This is a genomic window from Candidatus Sulfotelmatobacter sp., from assembly GCA_035498555.1.
GTDB lineage: Bacteria > Eisenbacteria > RBG-16-71-46 > RBG-16-71-46 > RBG-16-71-46 > DATKAB01.
In genome coordinates, this window is record DATKAB010000003.1 from 21,065 (window position 1) to 40,251 (window position 19,187).

Here is a 19,187-nt window from a genome sequence, read left to right on the forward strand (position 1 = left end):
TGCCGCCGCCTCTGCTCAGACGCGGGCGGGCCGGGTGATGGACTTCCAAATCATTCCCACCGCGGCCAGGATGAGCGAGGCGATGAAGGTGGTGCCGAACCCGCTGATGTGGAACCCGGGAACCAGCTTGCTGGTGAGCCAGAGCATGATCGCGTTCAACACGAACAAGAACAGCCCCAGCGTCACGATCGTGATCGGTAGCGTGAGCACGAACAGGATCGGCTTCAGCACCGCGTTGAGCAGGCCAAGGATCAACGAGGCCAGTACCGCCGGCCACCAGCCGTTGACATGGAATCCAGGCAGGATGTGCGACAGCCCCATCATGCAGGCGGCGATCACCACGAAATAGAGCAGAGTGTTCATCGCAGGCCCTCCAGCACCTCGAGGCAATTCTCGTAGCGACCGAACGAGGGCATGAGGTAGGCGCCGCTGGCGAGACTGCGGCACTGGGCCAACAGCTCGCGGGCCAGCTCGACGCCGACCTTCTGCCCTTCGCCGCCGGCCTCGTGCATGCGGCGGCGAATCCAATCGGGAACCGAAATGCCCGGCACCTCGTTGTGCAGGAACTCGGCGTGCCGGAACGACTGCAGCGGCAAGATGCCGATCAGGATCGGAATGTCGGTGATGTCGCTCAGCCGATCCACGAAGCGCTTCCAGCAGTCCAGCTCGTAGACCGGCTGCGTCATGATGAAGCGCGGGCCGGCGTCGAGCTTGCGACGCACGCGTTCGAACTCGCCCTCCAGATCCTCGGCGGTCGGATTCACGCCACAGCCGACCGCGAATCGGGTCACGCCGCCGATCGAGGTGCCGGCCTGGTCGGTGCCGTCGTTCATCTGGTGCACGATCTTCATCAGGCCGACGGCATCGGTGTCGTAGACCGCGGTGGCGTTCGGGTAGTCGCCGAGGCTCGGGGGATCCCCCGTCAGGCACAGGATGTTCCGCAACCCCAGCGCATGGGCCCCCAGCAAGTCGCTCTGCAGGCCCATCAGATTCCGGTCGCGGCAGGTGAAGTGCAGAATGATCTCGACCCGCGGGAAATGGGTGTGGATCTGATAGGCGAGCGCCATCGCGCTCATCCGAATGCGCGCCATCGGGGAGTCGGCGATGTTGATGGCGTCCACGCCGTGCTTCACCAGCAGCTCGGCGCCGGCCATCACCTTCTGGGTGTTGATGCCGCGCGGCGGATCCACTTCGACGCTCACCACGAACTTCTCGCGCAGCTTCCGGAGGAACGAGGGCAGCTCGCTCTCGGCCGGTGGCTCGACCGGCGCCGGCGCGCTCTCGAGCACGCGCACGTCGGCGCCCGGCGCCAGCGACTCGGCGGGCCGCTCCGAGGCCAGGCGCTCCTTCATGGCGCGAATGTGGGCGGGAGTGGTGCCGCAGCACCCGCCGACCAATCGGACGCCGAGCGCCACCGCGCGCGCCGCGAACTCGGCGAAGTAGGAGGGGCTCGCGAGATAGAGGAAGCGACCGTCCACGAACTGCGGAAGACCGGCGTTCGGCATCGCCGACATCGGCGTATCCCCGGCCGCCGCTCGCACCTGCTCGAGCACTTCCAGCGTCGCCTGGGGCCCGACGCCGCAATTGACGCCCACCACGTCGGCGCCCGCCTGCTTCAGGGCGCGCACCGCCAGCGTCGGGTTATGGCCGTAGAGCGTCTTGCCATCCTGGCCGTAGGTCATCTGCGCCACGATCGGCAGGTCGAGCGACACGCGACGAACCGCGCGCAGGGCCGCGAGGATCTCGTTCAGATCCTGGAACGTCTCGAGCAGAAAGCCGTCGCAGCCCCCCTCGAGCAGCCCTTCGGCGGCGGCCTGGAACATCCGTTCGGCGTCGGCCACCGTGATGCTGCCGAACGGCGCCAGCGGCTTGCCGAGCGGGCCCATCGAGCCCAGCACGAAGGCATTGACACCGACGATCTCGCGCGCCGTGCGAGCGATCTTGACACCCTGGCGGGCGATCACGCGGACCTTGTCCTCGAGGCCGTGCGCGGCGAGGCGCGCCTCGTTGGCGCCGAAGGTGTTGGTCTCGATCACTTCAGCGCCGGCGGCCAGATAATCCCGGTGGACCGCCTCGACCAGCGTCGGCCGCGAGAGATTGAGCTCGTCGAACGACTGCTCGAACGGGACGCCACGTTCGTGGAGCAGCGTTCCCATCGCGCCGTCGGCGATCAGCGGGCCCCGGCTCAATCGTTCGAGGAAAGGTGCGGGCATCGACCGAGCAATCTACGGTCGTCGCGCGCCGTGCGGCAAGCCGCTCGGCCCCCTCGCGCTTGGGACCGGCTCGGCGCGCTGCTATAGTGCGCGATCCATGAGCGTACGGTTTCTCGCGGCCGTCGCAGGGCTGATGGCGGTGTTGTCGGCCGGCCCCGCGGCGGCGTTCGCATCTTCGGTCCCGACGCTGCCCGTCGATCGCCTGCATCCCGGCGATCAGGCGGTGGTGCGCACCGTCTTCCAGGGCAGCGCGGTGGACACCTTCTCGGCCGAGATCGTCGGCGTGCTTCCCGGCGGGCGCGCCGAAGGCGACCTGATCCTCGCGCGGGCCACTTCCGAGCGGGTGATTCATAGCGGCGTCGCGCAGGGGATGAGCGGCTCGCCGGTTTACGTGGGCGGGCAGCTGATCGGCGCGCTGTCCTCGGGCTGGTCGTTCTCCAAGGATCCATTGTTCGGCATCACCCCGATCGGCGAGATGCTGCGCGTGCTCGACCAGCCGGTGCGCGCCGACGTGGATGGCAGCGCCGGACCGGGCGGGCTGGAGGCGCCCTCGACCGCGCGCGATTTCAGCTTCGGGCCGTTCCGCTGGCAGGACGAGGAGCCGCCGGCGCCGGCGCCGCCGCCCTCGGCGCGTCCCGAGCATCTCGCGCTGCCGCTCCTCGGGGGCGGACTTCGCCCCGAGGCCTACGCCACGCTCGAACCCCTGTTCCGCGAGGCGGGACTGCGTCTGGTGCCGGGCGGTGGAGCCACCGCCGCCGGGTCGACGCCGCTGACGCTCGAGCCCGGCTCGGCGGTGGCGGTGGACGTGTTGCTCGGCGATCTGCAGCTTTCGGCGATCGGCACGGTGACCTATCGCGACGGCAATCACGTGCTGTTGTTCGGCCATCCCTTCTTCGGCGCCGGCGAGATCCGGCTGCCGCTCTCGACCGCCGTCATCACCACCATCGTCGCCAACCAGGAGAGCTCGTTCAAGCTCGGCACGCGCGGTGTCGAGGTCGGAGTGGCGACGCAGGATCGCCGCACCGCCGTGGCCGGCGAGCTGGGCGGACGCGCGCGCCTCATGCCGATCGCGGTGGACGTGTCGGCGTCCGGCCGAACCGAGCAGCGCTTCCGCTTCCGCAGCATCGAGGATCGCTCGCTGGCGCCGCAGCTCGTCACTGCGGCCGCGATCAACAGCATGCTCGAGTCCGGCGGGAGCGGCTCGGGGCAGACCCTGCAATGGGATCTCGATCTCTATCGCAAGGGTGTTCGCCCGCTGCACATGACCGACGTGACGGCGGGGGAGAACCCGATCGCGGATCTGGCCATCGGCGTGGGCTCTCCGCTTCGCTTCCTGCTCAACAACCCGTACGAGCGTTGTGTGCTCGACAGCGTCCGCCTGCGCCTGACCTCGACGCTCGGCCGGAGCCTGTGGACTTTGCGCAGCGCGCGACTGCTCGAGAACGCGGTGCGCCCCGGCACGGCCGCGCATCTGCGCTGCGAGCTGGAATCCTGGCGCGGCGAGGTGAAGAGCACCGACATCCCGGTGCGGGTGCCCGAGGAGGCGCCCGACGGCGGCTACACGCTGGTGGTGGGCGGCGGCGCCGAGTTGAGCCGGTACGAGGCGCAGCATCTGCCGGCGCGCTACCGGCCGAATTCGCTGAACGACGCCTGGCGCCGATTCGGCGACCTGCGCAACACCGGCGCGCTCTACGTCGCGTTGCTCGCCGCGGCGCCCGAAGTGACGCGTCACGGGGTGGACTACCCCGAGCTCCCGATTTCGGCGCTCGCGCTGCTGTCGAGCGACGAGTCGGCCGGGGACCTGGTGCGGCGCGGCGATCTCACCACGCTTCAGGAGCAGCGCGTTCCGGTGACGGGACAGCTGCGCGGTCAACTTCTCCTCACCGTTCAGGTGGATCGAAAGGCCCCGTGATCCAAGCACTCGCCATCCCGCGCCGTGCCCTCGCTCGGTTCCTCGCGCTCCTCTCCGCGATCCTGCTGCTGGCGGCAGCGCGGCCCTCGCCTGCCGCCGAGACCCAGTGGTGGGTGGTGGACAGCGCCGCCGATCTCGCCAAGAGCGAGGCGCGTGGCGTACTGGTGGATCCGGACGGCGTGATGTCACTCGGTGACGCGCTGCGGGAATGGCGAGCCGACAGCCTGACGGTGGTGTGGGCGCTGGCGCGACTCAGCGATGGCTCGGTGGCGATCGCCGGCGATCGCGGGCGCATCGATCGCTGGACCGAGAAGGACGGAATCCGCTCCTGGGTGCGCCTCGGCAACTCCCAGGTGCTGTCGCTCGCGGCGACGCCCGATGGCCTGGTGGCGGGCACCGGGCCCGACGGCTCGATCTTCCGCGTCTCGTTGAAGGGTGACACCGCGCGCATCGTCCGCACCGGCGAACGTTATGTGTGGGGCCTGGCGCCGTCGGGGCGTGGCGAGTGGTTCGCGGCCACCGGCACGCGAGGCAAGCTGCTCAAGGTCTCGGGCTCCAGGGTGGACGTGGTGCTCGACAGTGACGAGAGCAATCTGGTGTCGATCGTCTCCGACGGCAAGGGGGGCGTCTACGCGGGCGGCGACTCGAAAGGCCGCATCTTCCACGCCGCGGCCGACGGCACGGTGCGCACCGTGATGGATGCGTCCGAGGACGAAGTGCGCGGGCTCACGATCGGCGCCGACGGCGCGTTGTACGCCGCAGCGCTCACGGGCTCGGCGGTCGAGAGCGACGGCGAGACCGATCGACCGACTCCGGCGAAGTCGGCGGTGGCCAACGCGCGGAGCTCGGTCTATCGGATCGTGCCCGACAGCAGCATCGTCAGCTGGTGGACGTCGACTCAGCCGTTCGTGTTCGCGCTGGCGCGCACGCGCGACGGGGTGGTCGCGGCGACCGGCAATCGCGCCGGACTCTATCGGCTCGACCGCCTCGGCGCGGCCACTCAGCTCGCGGCGCTCCCGCAGGGCCAGGTGACGGCGCTGGTGGTGGAGCCGGACGGCGGGGTGCTGGCCGCGACCTCGAACCCCGGCGCGTTGTGGCGGCTGGGACCGGGTCGGGCGAGCCGCGGCGAGCTGATCTCGCCGACCTTGGACGCGCGCCGAATCGCCGCCTTCGGCCGCATCCGCTGGCTCGGCGACGCGGGCGGCACGGCTCGGCTCGAGGCGCGGAGCGGCAACTGCGACCCGCCCGACACCACCTGGTCCGCCTGGAAGGGCGGCAAGGCCGATGCCGACGGGATCGCGATCGAGGCGCCGCCGGCCCGCTATCTGCAGTGGAAGCTGGTGCTCGACGACCCGAAGACACGCGTGTCCTCGATCGAGGCCTCGTGGCGCGAACGGAATCTGGCGCCGAGGATCGAAGACCTGGTGGTGGCGCCGCAGGGGGTCGGCTTTCGCGAAGGCGAGATGTCGCCGCACCTGGAATCGGTCACCCAGAATCTCCCCGGCGGTCAGAAGGTGGAGTACTCGATGGCGCCGGGCAGCACTCCGAAGGCGCTTCGCGACCTGCCCATGTGGGCTCAGGGACTGCGCACGCTGCAGTGGCATGGCACCGATCCCAATGGCGATCCGCTCACGTATCGCGTCGAGATGCGCGCCGAAGGCACCAGCGATTGGATCGAGCTGGGGAAGGACCTCACCAGTAGCTCGTTCACCTGGGATACGCGCGGCTTGCCCGACGGTCGCTACCGAATCCGGGTGACCGCCAGCGACGCGCCCGGAAACGCGATCGGTGAAGAGGCGACGGGCACGGCGGTGAGCGCTCCGTTCCTGATCGACAACACGCCGCCCCGCATCACGCGGCTCGAGGCTCGACCCGACCGGGACGGCGTCCGCTTCGAGGGCGAGGCCGAAGACGATGCGAGCGTGCTGACGCGCGTCGAGGCCTCTCTGGACGACGATGACTGGCGGGTGGTGACCCCCGAAGGCGGCATGGCCGATGCACGCCGCCTCCGGTTCTCGTCGCGGTGGCCCGAGGTGAAGCCCGGGCTGCACACGCTCAGCGTGCGGGCGGTGGACGCCGGCGGCAATCCGGTGGTCCGGGCGATGCGCGTCACGGTCCCGGCCGGGAAGTAGCCCGCCGTGAGCACGCGGCCCGATCGTTCTCGAGCCTGAACCCATGTATCGCGAGCTGCTGAGCGCGGTGCGCGAGGAGGCCTCGGGCGAGCGCGCGCTCGAGACGGTTCGCGCGGTGAGCCGTTTTCATCGCGTGCAGTCGAGCCCTGGCTACGATCAGGCCGCCGCCTGGCTCGAATCGGCACTGAGCGCGGCCGGGCTCGAGCCCGAGCGCCTGGAAGCGCCCGGCGACGGGGTCACGCGCTTCTCGGGGGTGCTGATGCCGCGCGGCTGGGAGTGCACGCGAGCCCGGGCGCGGCTCGTCGACGGGGGCGACTCCCGCCTGCTCTGCGACTACGATGCCCACCGGCTGTCGCTGGTGCTGCGCAGCAGCCCGGCGCGCGGCGTCTTCCCGATCGTGGACGTCGGCGAAGGTGTCGATGCGGAACACTACCGCCACCATGACGTGCGCGGCGCGGTGGTGCTGGCGAGCGGCGCGGTGCATCGCGTCCATCGTCTGGCGGTGGTGGAGCGCGGCGCGGCCGGGATCCTCACCGACACCCGTCGCCTCGCGCCGCCGGTGCGCACGCGCGAAGACGAACGAGACGCGCTCAACTACACCTCGTTCTGGTGGAGCGAGGACGAGCCGCGGGGCTGGGGCTTCGTGGTGACTCCCGAGACCGGAGATCGGCTGCGCGCCCGGCTGCGGGAGGGCGGCACGCCCGAGCTCGACGTGCACATCGACTCGCGGGACTTCGCGGGACGAATTCCGCTCCTCTCCGCGCGGCTCGGTCCGGCCGGGGCCGACGAGCTTCTGGTGCTCGCGCATCTCTGTCATCCCGAGCCGAGCGCCAACGACAACGGCTCCGGCGTGGCCGCGGCCTTCGAGACCGCGCGCACGCTCCGGGCCCTCGAGCGCGCCGGACGCTGGCGGCCGGGCCCGCGGGCGGTCCGATTCCTGTGGATGCCGGAGCTGACCGGGACCCACGCCTGGTTCGGGGCCCGCGGGGAGGGCGCCCCGCGGATCATCGCCGGGCTCAATCTCGACATGGTGGGAGAGGATCAGTCGCAGTGCGGCAGCACGTTGCTGGTCGAGCACCCGCCGATCTTCTCGGCATCGTTCGCCGAGGAATTGCTGGTGCGCATTCGCGACGACGCGCTCGACCGGGTCGCCGGGTTCGCATCCCCCGGGCGCTACGCGATGACGCGGCTCGCCGAAGTTCCCTACTCGGGTGGCAGCGATCACGTGGTGTTGAACGATCCGGCGCGGGACATTCCCTGCCCGATGCTGATCCAATGGCCCGATCGCTTCTATCACTCTTCTCACGACACGCCGGATCGCTCCGATCCTGGCTCGCTGGCGCTGGCGGTGCGCTGCGCCGCGACCTACGCCGGGTTCCTCGCTTCGGCGGCCGAGCGCGAGATCGAATGGCTGGCCGGCGCCGTGGAGCGCGGCGCGCGCCGGCGGCTGCTCTCCGCGGTGGATGCGGAGCGGCCGGCGGCCGCCGCCGCCCGCGAGCGGGTGCGGAGCGAGCGCGCGATGCGGAGTCTGGCGCTGCTCGGGATACCGGCTGAGCGGCTCGCTCCGGCGCTGGCGGCCTGGCGGCGCGAAGCGGACTCGCTCGCGGGCTCCCTCGGACGCGAAGAGTTCGAACGGGCGACGAGCGGGGACTCGAACGCGGCCGCTCGCACGCCGCGCCGCCGGCTCCAGGCGCCGCTCGACTTCCAGGCCCACCTGTGGCCCGGGTATTCACGTCTCGACCCCGAGGAACGGGAGGAGTTGCGGGCGCTGATGGCCGGCATTCCCGGCGGGACGCCCTCGCTGGAGCTGGCGTGGAGCGCCTGCGATGGCGCGCGCTCGCTCGAGACGATCGCGTTGCTGGTGCGGCTCGACAGCGGAGCCGAGGTGGAGGCCCTGGGATCGGAGGTCGGAAGCCGGAGCCTCGAACGCTTCTTTCGCCTCACCGGGAAGCTGGGGCTTTCGGAGCTGGAGGAGTCCGAGCCGGCCGCGCGCGTTGCGGAGCGACGCGCGTGAAGGCCCAGGCGACGCGCTTCGGCTGGATCCTGCGCATCGACCCCGGCGAGGAAATCGTCGAGACGCTCAGGAAGTTCGCGAAGGAGCAGGGTGTTCGCGCCGGGCTGATCTCGGGACTCGGCGCGGTGGGTGAGACCGAGCTCGGCTTCTTCGTGCGCGACACTCGCCAGTACGTCACGCGACGATTCGAAGGCGAGCACGAGATCGGCTCGCTCACCGGGAACTTCAGCGAACTCGATGGCCAGGCGATTCCACACTGTCACGCCGTGATCGCGGGCGAGGACATGGTGGCGCACACCGGACACCTGTTCCGGGGCGTGGTGACGGTCACCTGCGAAGTCGCCATCGTCACCGATCCCGAAGCCCTGCGGCGGCTGGCGCGCCCGGATCTGGGCTTCAACCCGATCGAGCCGTCCGGCTAGCCGCGCCCGGTCTCAGCGCGCGGCCACCGGCTCGAGCGACGCGCGCACGATACGCGCGCGGTCCTGCGGATTGGCGCCCGCCGCCGCCTGCAGAACGTCCTTCTGGTAGGCGAGCGCCGCGATCCTCTCGACCACGTCCATGCCGGCGATCACGTCGCCGAACACCGTGCCGCCGGTGGCGTCGAGGCTCGGCTGGCGACGCAGCACGATGTAGAACTGACAGCCGTCGTTCTCATGCGACGGGTTGAGCGCGTCGGGAAGCCGCGCCATCGCCACCGAGCCCCTCACCGCCGGACCTCCGGCCTCGGCCGGGAGGCGGTAGCCGGCGCCGCCCAGTCCATCGTCGGCGGGATCCGCGTTGCGCGCGGTGTTGGGATCGCCACCCTGGATCACGAACGCCGGAAGCGCGCGATGGAAATAGGTGTGGTCGTAGAAGCCGGCCTGCACCAACCGGCGGAAATTGGCGCAGGCGATCGGTGCCTCGCGGGGGTGAAGGCGAATCCGGATCTCGCCCTCGCGGGTCCGCAACACCACCAGGTTCGCGACAGCCGGCCCCGGGACCGCCTTCGCCCCGGTCAGGGCGAGCGCCGCGAGCAGGGCCGAGCCGGTGGCGCGCAGGAAATGACGCGCCGCGCCTCGATGCCCCACGTCGATCTGACAGGCCCTAGACACGCTCGCTCCGGGATTGAGGCATGCTCTTCCGTCCGTTCACATCGGGCTCACCGCGTCGCCCTCGGGGACTCCCTCTCCAGGATCGCGACGCCCCACTGACGTCCGGCAGGAGCGCCATCCCGTCGATGGGAGAAATACCAGTCCGGCTGGCACGACGTACAGGCCCCACAGTCGACGAGCGCGGATTCAGGAAGTCCGGCGGCGAAGAGCTGGATTGCCGCCGCGCGCGGCAGATCGAGTCGCGGCCGCGCGAACTCGCGCCGGACTGCAGCCTCGGGAAAGCGACCGGCGACCTCGGCGCCCACTTCATAGCAGCAGACCCGGATGCAGGGGCCGAGAAAGACGCGAATCTCGGAAGCCGGGCAACCGGCGAGCGAGCGAATCGCCTCGAGTGCGGCGACCGGCATGCCCTCGGCGGTGCCGCGCCAGCCCGAGTGCGCCGCCGCCACCGCCCGGGGCGCGGAGTAGAGCAACGGCATGCAGTCGGCGGTGGTGACGGCGAGCGCGAGACCCGGCTCGGCGGTGACCAGCGCGTCGCATTCGGGGACGTGTCCGGGCTCGCTCACGCGAACCACCCGCGCGCCGTGCACCTGGCCCGCCGTCACCAGCCGCTCGGCAGGGATACCCAATCGCTCCAGCACGCGGCGGCGATTCTCGGCCACGGCGGCGGGATCGTCCGCCGTCGAGCGGCCGAGGTTGAGGGCATGGTAGGGTGGCGCGCTCACTCCGCCCCGCCGGGTCGTCGAGGCGAGCAGGGAGCGATGCGAAACCGGACGGGCGTGCCACAGCGGAAGCGGCGGAGCGGTCTCGAACGTCCACATGAGCGCAGTTGAGCAAGCTAGAGAACCGATGGCGCGGGCGTCAAGCCGGCCCCGGTAGGGAAGGGAGCATGGTCCGGATCGATTGGCGAAGCCTGGCGGCGAGCGCGCTGCTGGTGGCGATGAGCGCGATGCTGGCTCTGGCCCAGGCGCCCAAGGCCGGCAAGGCGCCGGTGGCGAAGACTCCGTCGGCGCCGGCGGGGTCCCCGGCGATCGCCACGGTCGGACCCCGTTCGATCTCGCGCCAGGAATTCGAGGCCCGCGAGCAGCAGGCCACGACCGACTACCGCCAGCGGCTCGGTCAGGACGTGCCGAGCGAGCTCAAGCCGGCCTTGCGCCGCCAGCTCCTCGAGAGCCTGATCCGTCGCGAAATGCTGGTGCTCGAAGCGCAGCGTCGTGGCATCGCCGTGAGCGACGACGAGGCCGAGGCCCAGCTCAAGCAGGACGCGTTCTTCAATCCCGGCGGCAAGTTCGATGCGCAGCGCTATCAGGTGGTGAAGACCACGCAGGTCGACAACTTCAATCGCGCCCTGGCCCAGATCAAGCTCGAGATGGCCGCGCGCAAGCTGAACGAGCAGCTCGAGAGCCAGTTCGTGGGCAACGATCCGAGCATCAAGGCCGGGGCCGAACGCAGCCTGATGCGTGCCGATCTCGATATGTTGGCGCTCCGCCGCGGGGAGTACCGCGGCGACATCCGCGAGCCTCGTGAAACCGAGATCGTGGCCTGGTACCGCGCTCACCCCTCGGAGTACCAGCAGGAGCCGCGGGCGAAATTCACCGCGCTCCAGGTCGATCAGCCGCCGCTGCCTGACGGCGTGGCGCTGGATTCCCCGGCCGGCCGGACCTGGAAGGAGAGGATGCGCACCCGCGCGGACAGCGCGCTCGCCGCGGCCAGAAAGGGCGTCTCGTTCGAGGATCTCGAGAAAGCCTGCGGCAGCATCCGCCGCGGTTCCGAGGTGGTCGGTGACAATTTCCCGGGTTTCTGGGGCGGCGATGCCCGGGATCGCGCGGCCTTCTACTCGACTCGCGCCGGCCAGCTGGTGGCGGCGCCGGTGTCCTCTCAGACCGGCTGGCTCGTGATCCGGGTCGACGAGTCCCAGCCGGGCGGCGTCGCGCCGCTTTCGAAGGTGGCGCCCCAGATCCGCGATCAGCTTCGCACCGATGCCCGGCTGCACGGCGAAGAGCGTGAGCTGCGCGCCGCCTACGCGCGCAAGGGTGATTCGCTGCGTACCACCGGCTGGAAGATCCGCTACGCGGCCTTCGACGCGTTCGCTCTCCCGCCGCCGAATCCGAGCCCGGCGGAGCTCGACCGCTGGTATCGCGCTCATCAGGCCGACTTCTCGTCCTTCGATGCCGTGGCCGGGGTGATCAAGGTGCGGCCGCTGGCCGAGGTGCAGGATGAAGTCCGCGCGCGATGGATCCAGGAGCAACGCGACGCGGCGGTGAAGAATTCAGCCGACCGGCTGCTCGCGGTCTGGCAGAAGGACCAGCGCGACAAGACGCTCGAGCGCTCCGCGACCGCGATGCGAGAGGTGGGGCCGATGTTCCAGGGCGGGCCGCCCGATACCGGCGCGGCCGCAGCGACGCTCGGAGATTCGCTGGCTCGAGGCGCGCTCGACCTGCGCACCGGCGAATTGCCGTGGAGCCGAGGCTGGATCGTCTTCCAAATCTACGAGAAGGTTCCCGACGCCATGCCGCCGTTCGAACAGGCGCGCCCCGCACTGGCCGGCGAGCGAGCCGCGGCGGTTCGCGCCCGTGAGGAAGCCGGCGCCCGCGAGCTCTACGATCGCGACCCGGACGCGTTCGCGACCGGACGCCGCATCCACTATTCCATGGTCTCGGTTCCGACGGTTTCGCCGCCCGACGTGAAGCTCACGCGGGAGCAGGTGGAACGCTATCGCGAACGCCACATCGACAAGTACTCGGCGCCGGAGCAGATCCGCGTCCGCCACATCCTGATCAAACCGAGCGGCACCAGTGCGGCCGCCGATTCGGCGGCCCGCGCGCAAGCGCAGCAGCTGCTGGATCGGGCCCGCAAGGGCGAGAACTTCGAGGAACTGGCGCGCAAGTACTCGGACGACGTGGCCACGCGCGACAAGGGCGGCGACCTCGGCCTGTTCGGGCACGGCACCATGATCGAGAGTTTCGAGAAGGCCGCCTTCACGCTGCGACCGGGTGAGATGAGCGACGTGGTGAGGACCGACGCCGGCTACGACATCATCCTGTGTACCCAGCACGATCCGGTGGTGGCGCAGCCGCTCCAGTACATCTATACCAACGTCGCTTGGGACGCGGCCGCCGATTTCGCCGATTCTCTCGCCAAGGGGCGCCTCGACAGCCTGGCGGCGGCGACCCGGTCGGTGGCCCAGGCCAGGGCGGGAGCGAAGAAAGCGGGCCTCCTCATCCAACCGGCCTCACACCTCATCGGCGAGAACCAGGGTACGCCGGACATGGTCGCGTTCTACTCACGACTCGAGCAGACCCCGCCCGGTTCGATCGTGCCGGGCCGCGCCTACGAACGCTCGTCCGGCTGGTTCATGGCCTGGGTGGACAGCGTGACCAGCGGCCGCCGCCCGGAGTGGATGGACGCGCGCCTGAGCGCAATCGAAGCGTACCGCCAAGCGGCGGGTCGCCGGGCGATCGACGCGAAGCGGGCGGAGCTGGATTCACTCATGAAGTCGGGCTGGTCTTTCGATAGTCTCGGTACGCTCGCCGGTGGTCTCGAGCACCTCACCGATGTGGCCGCCGGCGGCTCGATCGCCAATCTCGGCAAGTCGAGCGAGCTGGATTCTCTGGTGTTCGGGACACGGCGCAGCGGGCCCGTGCTCAAGGAGGGCCAGGTCTCGCCGTGGCTGGATCTGGTTTCCGCGGCGGTCCGCCTGCGGGTCGCCAAACGGAAGTCCCCGCCTCCCGATCGCCTGGCCGGGCAGGTCGAGAACGACCGGCGGCTGGCGTTCGAGAGAAAGCTCTCCGTGTACTTTGAGGAGCTGGGCAGGCGCTATCCGGTGAAAATTCTGGATCCGGTGCTCCGGGACACGCCGCTTCCGCCGCCGCCTTCGCCCACCGATTGACGTGCGGATTGCGGTCCGGGCCGGGGGGATCCGTGCAGGCTGCACGGCGGCCGGCCGGGAGAGCGGGCGCGCTGACCCAATTCCAGCCGCCTTCAGCCGATGAGTGCACGAATTGATGCGGAGTTGGGCGAAATCGACCCGATGGTATGGTCCCTGCTCGATACCCGGGTGGGGAAGACCCTATGGCCTTGATTTCAACTGAATCCGCCACGCGGCGCGTGGTCCTGATCGACTTCGATTGGCAGGACGCCGACTTGCTGCCCAGGCTGCTCAAGCAGCCCCGGGTGGCGGTGCGGCTGGTGGCCGGATCGCGTTCCGATGAGGCGGGCCTCCGGCTCGCGGAAATCTGCGGCCTGCCGCGCACCGTGGACCTCGCCGACCTGACCCGCGAGATCTTCGATCTGGCGCTGGTCAGCGAGCGCAGTCCGCGCCGCACGCAGGTCGAGAGCCTGCTGCTCGCGCTCGGCACGCCCAGCCAGTCTCCGGAGAGCTTCCTCGGCGACGGCAAGGACGCGCCCACGCAGACGCCCGCCATTCAGGCGCCGCTTGCGCTGCATGCCGCGGCCTTCGAGACCGCGCTCGGCGGCGAGGATTTCGAAGCGATCGTCGAGCAGGCCCTGCCCGACCTGGCCGGCGATTCGCCAACCGAACCGCAGCCGGTGCGGCCCAGCGGCATTCGCCCACCGGCGGTGGTGAGCCTCGACGATTTTCCCTCCCAGGAAGACCGCCAGGCGCTCGAGCGCGCGCTGAGCGGCCTGATGGCCAATACCGGCGCGAGCATCGCCGAGCTGCACGCCGGCCGGAACGACGGTCTGCAGCGTGTGGTCCACATGGGGCCCGAAGACCCGCTGCTTTCCGGCCTGGTGGACGTGGCCCGCGAGCTCAATACGCCGCAGATGGTGGCGCGTCTCAACGGGCCTCTGCAGGGGAAGATCTGGGGCGCCTGGCCGTTCCGCACCACGCAGCATCGAGGAGTGCTGGCCGCGGCCGCCATCGATCCCGATCGTGGCGTCAATTCGTGGCTGCGGATGGTCGAGGATCTGCGCAGCACCTGGGATCAGCGGGATCGCGAGCTGGCGGCGCCAGCCTTCCCGATGGTGCCCGAGCCGGTCGCGGGATGGCTGGATGCGGCCGCCTTCCACAATCGCCTCGAGCTGGCGGTGGAACGGCACCGGCGGGACGGCCTGCGGTTCGCGGTGCATCGCCTGATCTTCACCGACCTGCCCGAGGCCCTGAAGCTGCTGGCCGAGCGCCTGCCGGCGCAGCTCCGCGACACCGATTCGCTGTGCCAGCCGCAACCGAGCGAGGTGCTCCTCCTCACGGCGGGGACGCTGGCCGCGTTTGCCAACCTGCGGCGCCGCCTGCTGGGACTGTGGGAAAAGGCCTGGCGCGAGGCGGGCGCCACCGGGCCGCCGGCGCCGATCCGCAACGAAGTGATCGAGATCGCCGCGGGCGAGGACGCCGACGCGTTCCTCTCTACCGTGACGCGCTGGCTGGTGGGCGGAGATCCCTCGCGCGGCTAGAGCGACACCCGTCGCCGCCTGCATCCCGCCGGGGTTGATTCTTGACCGCGCCTCGAGCGGTGTGTATTGCTCGCGAGCATGGCCCCGGAAGTTTCCACCTATCGCTCGATTCGCCGCCTCGAGCCCGACACTGCCGCCCGCATCGCCGCCGGCGAAGTGATCGAGCGCCCGCTCTCGGCACTCAAGGAGATCCTCGAGAACGCGCTCGACGCCGGCTCGCGACGCATCGAGGTGCGGGTGCGCCAGTCGCTCGACCAGGGTTTTTCGGTGGCCGATGACGGCATCGGGATCTTTGCGTCCGATCTCGATTTGGCGCTGGAACGCCACGCCACCAGCAAGCTGACGCGGCTCGAGGACCTTGATCACCTGGAAACCCTCGGGTTTCGCGGCGAGGCACTGCCGAGTATCGCCGCGGTCAGCAAGCTGAAACTCCTCAGTCGCCCGCGTGACGCCGCGGTGGCGTCGTGGGTGCGGGTCGAGGGGGGACAGGTGGTCGAACGCGGGGAATCCGGCCGCGCGCCCGGCACCACCGTCGAGGTCGAAGCGCTGTTCTTCAACACCCCGGCGCGCAGGAAATTTCTGCACACGCCGGCGGGCGAACTGCGGGCCGCGATTCGGATGCTCGAGGCGCTGGCGCTCGGCTACCCCGAGGTGGCGTTCCGACTGGTGGTGGACGAGCGGGAGCGGTTCGAGTGGCCGGCGGCGGAGACGCCGCGCGCGCGCGCCGCCGCGATCTGGGGCGCCGGCCATGCCGATCAGTTGTTGGAGGCGCATGGCGAGCGCGCCGGCATCAAGCTCGACGCGCTGATCGGGCTTCCCGAGCACGCGCGCGCCACTCGTGAAGGCCAGATCCTCCTCGTCAATCGACGCTGGGTCCAGCATCCGACCCTGTCCCAGGCTCTGCGGCAGGCCTATCACAATCTGCTGCCGGCCGGCCGCTTCCCGACCGCCGTCCTGTGGCTGACGGTGCCGAGCGATCGGCTCGACGTGAACGTTCATCCCACCAAACGCGAGGTCCGCTTCGCCACCGAGGACGAGCTGTTCGGCATGGTGGCGGCGGCCTGTGCGAAACCGCTGGCGTCGTACACGCCGCCGTTCACCGTCGTGCGTGGCGTCGCCGGAGGAAACTCGCGCCCCGAGGCCTATCCGCGCTGGGCGGATCGCGTACGGGAGAAGCCGGTCGATCCGTCGCAGATGGCGATGCTCTTCACCCTCGAGCGGCCGCAGCTCCCCAACGCCAGCGCGGCCGCGCTCGGGCCCCCGCCTTCGGCGGCGAGCGAACCCGAGGCCGAGAGTGCGGAGTCCTCCGCCGAACCCGATCTCTGGCAGCTCCACAACACCTATATCCTGGCGCCGGTGCGTGGCGGCGTGGTGATCCTCGATCAGCACGCCGCGCACGAGCGCATCCTCTACGAAGAGGCGAAATCGAGGCTCGAGACCGGCAGCGGCTCCTCGCAGCAGCTGTTGTTCCCGGCGCTCGTGGACCTGACGCGAGAACAGTTCGATCTGTTGCTCGAGATGGGCCCGTGGCTGCAACAGCTGGGCTGGGACGTGTCGCCGCTCGGCCCGCCCACCGTGGTGATCCAGGGCGTCCCCTCGGGGCTTCGGCACGAGCGCCCCGGCCAGCTGCTGCAGGATCTCCTCGACGGCATCACGGACGAGGAGCGCGACGTCTCGGCCGACATCGCGGAGCGCCTGGCCCGATCGTGGGCCTGCCATGCCGCGATCAAGGCCGGCGATCCCCTGACTCAAGAGGAGATGCACACGCTGATCGACCGGCTGTTCGCGACCTCCCGGCCGCACGGCGATCCGCACGGGCGGGTGACGTACGTGCGCCTCGATCTCGACGAGCTGCACCGCCGATTCGGCCGCACCTGACGGGGCGATGCCGCTGGGCGCTCGGACCGCGGCGGAGCCGCCGATGAACGTCGATGAACGCTGACACGATTCTCGCGCTGGTCGGCGCGACGGCGACGGGGAAGACCGAGGTCGGCGAGCTTCTGGCCGAGGCCCTGGGCGCCGAGATCGTGTGCGCCGACTCGCGCCAGATGTTCCGCGAGCTGGACGTCGGCACCGGCAAGCCCTCGAAGACGGAGCGCGCGGCGCGACCGCATCATCTGTTCGACGCCTGGTCGATCGGTGATTCGGTGAGCGCGGGGGAATACGCGCGTCGCGCCGCCGCGGTCATTCGGCAGATTCGCTCGCGATCCCGGCCGCCCCTGCTGGTGGGTGGCGCCGGGCTCTACCTCCGCGCCCTGCGTCACGGCCTGTCGCAGGAGCCCGCGCTCGACCCCGAAGAGCGGGCCCGGCTGCGCGCCGACCTCGCCGCACAACCGGTCGAGGCGCTGCACGCGCGACTCGCGAGCCAGGATCCGGAGCGGGCGGGGCGACTTCGCCGTCGAGATCGACAGCGCATCACTCGGGCGCTGGAGGTGGTCGAGCTGTCGGGCCGACCGCTGGGCTGGTGGCACGCGCGCCCGCCGCAGCCGCCGCTGGTGGGGGAGTGGCGCGTGGTCGAGCTGTGCACGCCGCCCGCCGAGCTGGCGCGCCGGATCGAGCGGCGCACGAGCTGGATGTTCGCGAACGGTCTGCTGGACGAGGCGCGCGCCGTGCGCGAGGCGGGCCTGGAGGCCGAGCTCCGGCGGCTGCGCGCGGTCGGCTACGACGAGGCGCTGGAGCTGCTCGAAGGGCGCCTCAGCCGCGAGCAAGCCGAGGCGCTCACCGCACTTCGCACCCGGCAGCTCGCCAAGCGCCAGCGCACCTGGTTCCGCCATCAATTCGCTTCCGAGCGGCTCGAGACCGAGGGGAAGAATCCGGATTCGCTGGCACGGGACGCGCTGGCTCGCTACGAGGGCGGCGGGTCGCGGTCCGGTTGACACCCCTCGCGCGAGTGCCTAGCTTTCTCGAAAGCGCATCCTCCGGTCGATTCCTGCGGGCATAGCTCAGTTGGTAGAGCGCGAGCTTCCCAAGCTTGAGGTCGCGGGTTCGAACCCCGTTGCCCGCTCCATTTCTTCTTCCTTCACCGAAGGCGCGCCGGCTTCGCATTCGATCCCCGGCGCGCCGCATGGCTTCGTCATGCCGGCACCGGTCGTGGCCATCATCGGTCGTCCCAACGTGGGCAAGTCCACGTTCTTCAATCGCGTGCTGCGCGAGCGTCGGGCGGTGGTGCACGACCGTCCCGGCATCACCCGCGATCGCAACACCGCGCGCTCCGACTGGAACGGGCGCCACTTCATGCTGGTGGACACCGGGGGCTTCCTGCCGGCGGCCGGGGCTCCTGGCGAACTCCAGCCCGGGCGCGACGCCGCGGTTCGCCGTCAGGCCGAGATGGCCATGGACCTTGCCCAGGTGGTGCTGTTCCTCGTGGACGCGAAGACCGGCGTCACCGATCTCGATGCGGCGATCGCGCAGATTCTTAGGAGGCGGAAGAACCCGAGCCTGCTGGTGGTGAACAAGGTGGACAAACCCGCCGATCCGATCGTGCACGAATTCCACCGCCTCGGGCTCGGCGAGCCGTTCGCGATCTCGGCCGAGAACGGCACCGGGATCGGCGATCTCCTCGATCAAGTGGTGACGCGGCTCCCGGCCGAGCAGGCGGCGGAGGTCGAGCCGCGCGCGCGGGTCGCCATCATTGGAAGGCCGAACGTGGGGAAGTCCTCGCTGGTGAACGCGCTGCTCGGCGAGGAGCGCATGCTGGTCGAGCCGCAGCCCGGTACCACCATGGACGCGGTGGATTCGACCTGGAGCACGCCGGTCGGCGACTTCGTGCTGGTGGACACGGCCGGCATCCGCCGCCAGGCCCACTTCGGCGACCAGGCCGAGTTCTTCGCCACGGTGCGGGCGCTCCAATCGCTCGAGCGCGCCGATCTGGCGGTGGTGGTGGTGGATTCCACCCAGGGGTTCCAGCGGCAGGAGGCGCGGCTCGCGCACCAGGCACTCGAAGCGGGATGCTCGGTGCTGCTGATCTACAACAAATGGGACCTGATCACGGACCGTGAGGCGGCCTGGAAGCGGGTGATGGCGGAGCGGAAGGAACGCTATCCGACGCTCGCCGACCTGCCGGCCATGCCGCTCTCCGCGACCACCCATCTCCATCTCGCCAAGTTGAGCGGGGTGCTCCAGCGGCGGATCGAGGAACACTCGCGGCGGATTCCGACCGGAAAGCTGAACGAATGGCTGGAGCAGGTGCAGCGGCGAAGGCAGGCGCCCGCCACCCGCTCGGGCAAGGCGCCGCGCATCTACTACCTGACGCAGACCTCGACGCGACCGCCCGAATTCACGTTGTTCGTCAATGCGCCGAGCCGGCTTTCCGAGAACTACCGCCGGTTCCTGTGGCTGCAGTTCACCGATCATTTCGATTTCCACGGAACGCCGGTGAAGCTTCGCGTGCGGAAGAGCGACTAGGTCCCG

Annotated in this window: 13 protein-coding genes and 1 tRNA gene; 10 read left to right on the top strand and 4 right to left on the bottom strand. The window is 70.3% G+C overall.

Features of this window, described 5'->3' with window-relative positions; genetic code table 11:
- Positions 1-15 precede the first annotated feature (15 nt).
- Together VMJ70_00295 and VMJ70_00300 are read right to left on the bottom strand one after the other, a co-directional pair.
- Positions 16-363 carry a phage holin family protein gene (locus tag VMJ70_00295; protein HTO89544.1) on the bottom strand — a complete coding sequence of 116 codons (348 nt, stop codon included), beginning with the start codon at positions 361-363 and terminating at the stop codon, positions 16-18.
- Positions 360-2,213, bottom strand: coding sequence for a bifunctional homocysteine S-methyltransferase/methylenetetrahydrofolate reductase (locus tag VMJ70_00300; protein ID HTO89545.1), 1,854 nt, complete (start codon positions 2,211-2,213; stop codon positions 360-362). Before VMJ70_00300 ends, VMJ70_00295 begins: the two co-directional genes overlap by 4 nt.
- Positions 2,214-2,310: 97 nt before the next feature.
- On the opposite strand from VMJ70_00300, the gene VMJ70_00305 reads away from it, so the two are divergent.
- The 4 genes from VMJ70_00305 to VMJ70_00320 are packed head-to-tail and all read left to right on the top strand — an operon-like array spanning position 2,311 to position 8,693.
- Positions 2,311-4,125 carry a SpoIVB peptidase S55 domain-containing protein gene (locus VMJ70_00305; protein ID HTO89546.1) on the top strand — a complete coding sequence of 605 codons (1,815 nt, stop codon included), beginning with the start codon at positions 2,311-2,313 and terminating at the stop codon, positions 4,123-4,125.
- Complete coding sequence (locus tag VMJ70_00310) at positions 4,122-6,257, top strand: hypothetical protein (protein ID HTO89547.1); 2,136 nt, start codon at positions 4,122-4,124, stop codon at positions 6,255-6,257. The genes VMJ70_00305 and VMJ70_00310 overlap by 4 nt, the downstream gene beginning before the upstream one ends.
- 43 nt (positions 6,258-6,300) lie before the next feature.
- Positions 6,301-8,271 carry a DUF4910 domain-containing protein gene (locus tag VMJ70_00315; protein HTO89548.1) on the top strand — a complete coding sequence of 657 codons (1,971 nt, stop codon included), beginning with the start codon at positions 6,301-6,303 and terminating at the stop codon, positions 8,269-8,271.
- Positions 8,268-8,693 (top strand): PPC domain-containing DNA-binding protein, encoded by a 426-nt coding sequence (locus VMJ70_00320; GenBank protein HTO89549.1) that lies wholly within the window; start codon positions 8,268-8,270, stop codon positions 8,691-8,693. Before VMJ70_00315 ends, VMJ70_00320 begins: the two co-directional genes overlap by 4 nt.
- Before the next feature lie 12 nt (positions 8,694-8,705).
- Here the strand turns inward: VMJ70_00320 and VMJ70_00325 are convergent, their stop codons facing one another.
- Positions 8,706-9,365, bottom strand: a complete 660-nt coding sequence (locus VMJ70_00325; GenBank protein HTO89550.1) for a peptidylprolyl isomerase — start codon at positions 9,363-9,365, stop codon at positions 8,706-8,708.
- Positions 9,366-9,412: 47 nt separating this feature from the next.
- Complete coding sequence (locus VMJ70_00330) at positions 9,413-10,186, bottom strand: polyphenol oxidase family protein (GenBank protein ID HTO89551.1); 774 nt, start codon at positions 10,184-10,186, stop codon at positions 9,413-9,415.
- A 68-nt stretch (positions 10,187-10,254) separates the two neighbouring features.
- Between VMJ70_00330 and VMJ70_00335 the strand changes: the two genes are divergently transcribed.
- The 6 genes from VMJ70_00335 to der all read left to right on the top strand — a co-directional run bounded on the left by VMJ70_00335 (position 10,255) and on the right by der (position 19,181).
- Entirely contained in the window at positions 10,255-13,254 is a 3,000-nt protein-coding gene (locus tag VMJ70_00335) for a peptidyl-prolyl cis-trans isomerase (protein HTO89552.1), read from the top strand.
- Positions 13,255-13,442: 188 nt separating this feature from the next.
- Positions 13,443-14,777 (top strand): hypothetical protein, encoded by a 1,335-nt coding sequence (locus VMJ70_00340; GenBank protein HTO89553.1) that lies wholly within the window; start codon positions 13,443-13,445, stop codon positions 14,775-14,777.
- A 78-nt stretch (positions 14,778-14,855) separates the two neighbouring features.
- Positions 14,856-16,655 carry a DNA mismatch repair endonuclease MutL gene (gene mutL, locus VMJ70_00345; GenBank protein HTO89554.1) on the top strand — a complete coding sequence of 600 codons (1,800 nt, stop codon included), beginning with the start codon at positions 14,856-14,858 and terminating at the stop codon, positions 16,653-16,655.
- Between the two features lie 53 nt (positions 16,656-16,708).
- The gene (gene miaA / locus VMJ70_00350) at positions 16,709-17,653 is read left to right on the top strand and encodes a tRNA (adenosine(37)-N6)-dimethylallyltransferase MiaA (protein ID HTO89555.1); all 945 of its coding nucleotides are present in this window, start codon (positions 16,709-16,711) and stop codon (positions 17,651-17,653) included.
- A gap of 55 nt (positions 17,654-17,708) precedes the next feature.
- Positions 17,709-17,784 (top strand) — tRNA-Gly (locus VMJ70_00355).
- A gap of 68 nt (positions 17,785-17,852) precedes the next feature.
- Positions 17,853-19,181, top strand: a complete 1,329-nt coding sequence (gene der / locus VMJ70_00360; GenBank protein ID HTO89556.1) for a ribosome biogenesis GTPase Der — start codon at positions 17,853-17,855, stop codon at positions 19,179-19,181.
- Positions 19,182-19,187: the final 6 nt, after the last annotated feature.

Bases quoted from the DNA above. Each gene is read 5' to 3' on its own strand.
- mutL (HTO89554.1), top strand. From the start codon at position 14,856: ATGGCCCCGGAAGTTTCCACCTATCGCTCGATTCGCCGCCTCGAGCCC.
- VMJ70_00315 (HTO89548.1), top strand. From the start codon at position 6,301: ATGTATCGCGAGCTGCTGAGCGCGGTGCGCGAGGAGGCCTCGGGCGAG.
- der (HTO89556.1), top strand. From the start codon at position 17,853: ATGCCGGCACCGGTCGTGGCCATCATCGGTCGTCCCAACGTGGGCAAG.
- miaA (HTO89555.1), top strand. From the start codon at position 16,709: ATGAACGCTGACACGATTCTCGCGCTGGTCGGCGCGACGGCGACGGGG.
- VMJ70_00300 (HTO89545.1), bottom strand. From the start codon at position 2,213: ATGCCCGCACCTTTCCTCGAACGATTGAGCCGGGGCCCGCTGATCGCC.
- VMJ70_00335 (HTO89552.1), top strand. From the start codon at position 10,255: ATGGTCCGGATCGATTGGCGAAGCCTGGCGGCGAGCGCGCTGCTGGTG.
- VMJ70_00330 (HTO89551.1), bottom strand. From the start codon at position 10,186: ATGTGGACGTTCGAGACCGCTCCGCCGCTTCCGCTGTGGCACGCCCGT.
- VMJ70_00295 (HTO89544.1), bottom strand. From the start codon at position 363: ATGAACACTCTGCTCTATTTCGTGGTGATCGCCGCCTGCATGATGGGG.
- VMJ70_00305 (HTO89546.1), top strand. From the start codon at position 2,311: ATGAGCGTACGGTTTCTCGCGGCCGTCGCAGGGCTGATGGCGGTGTTG.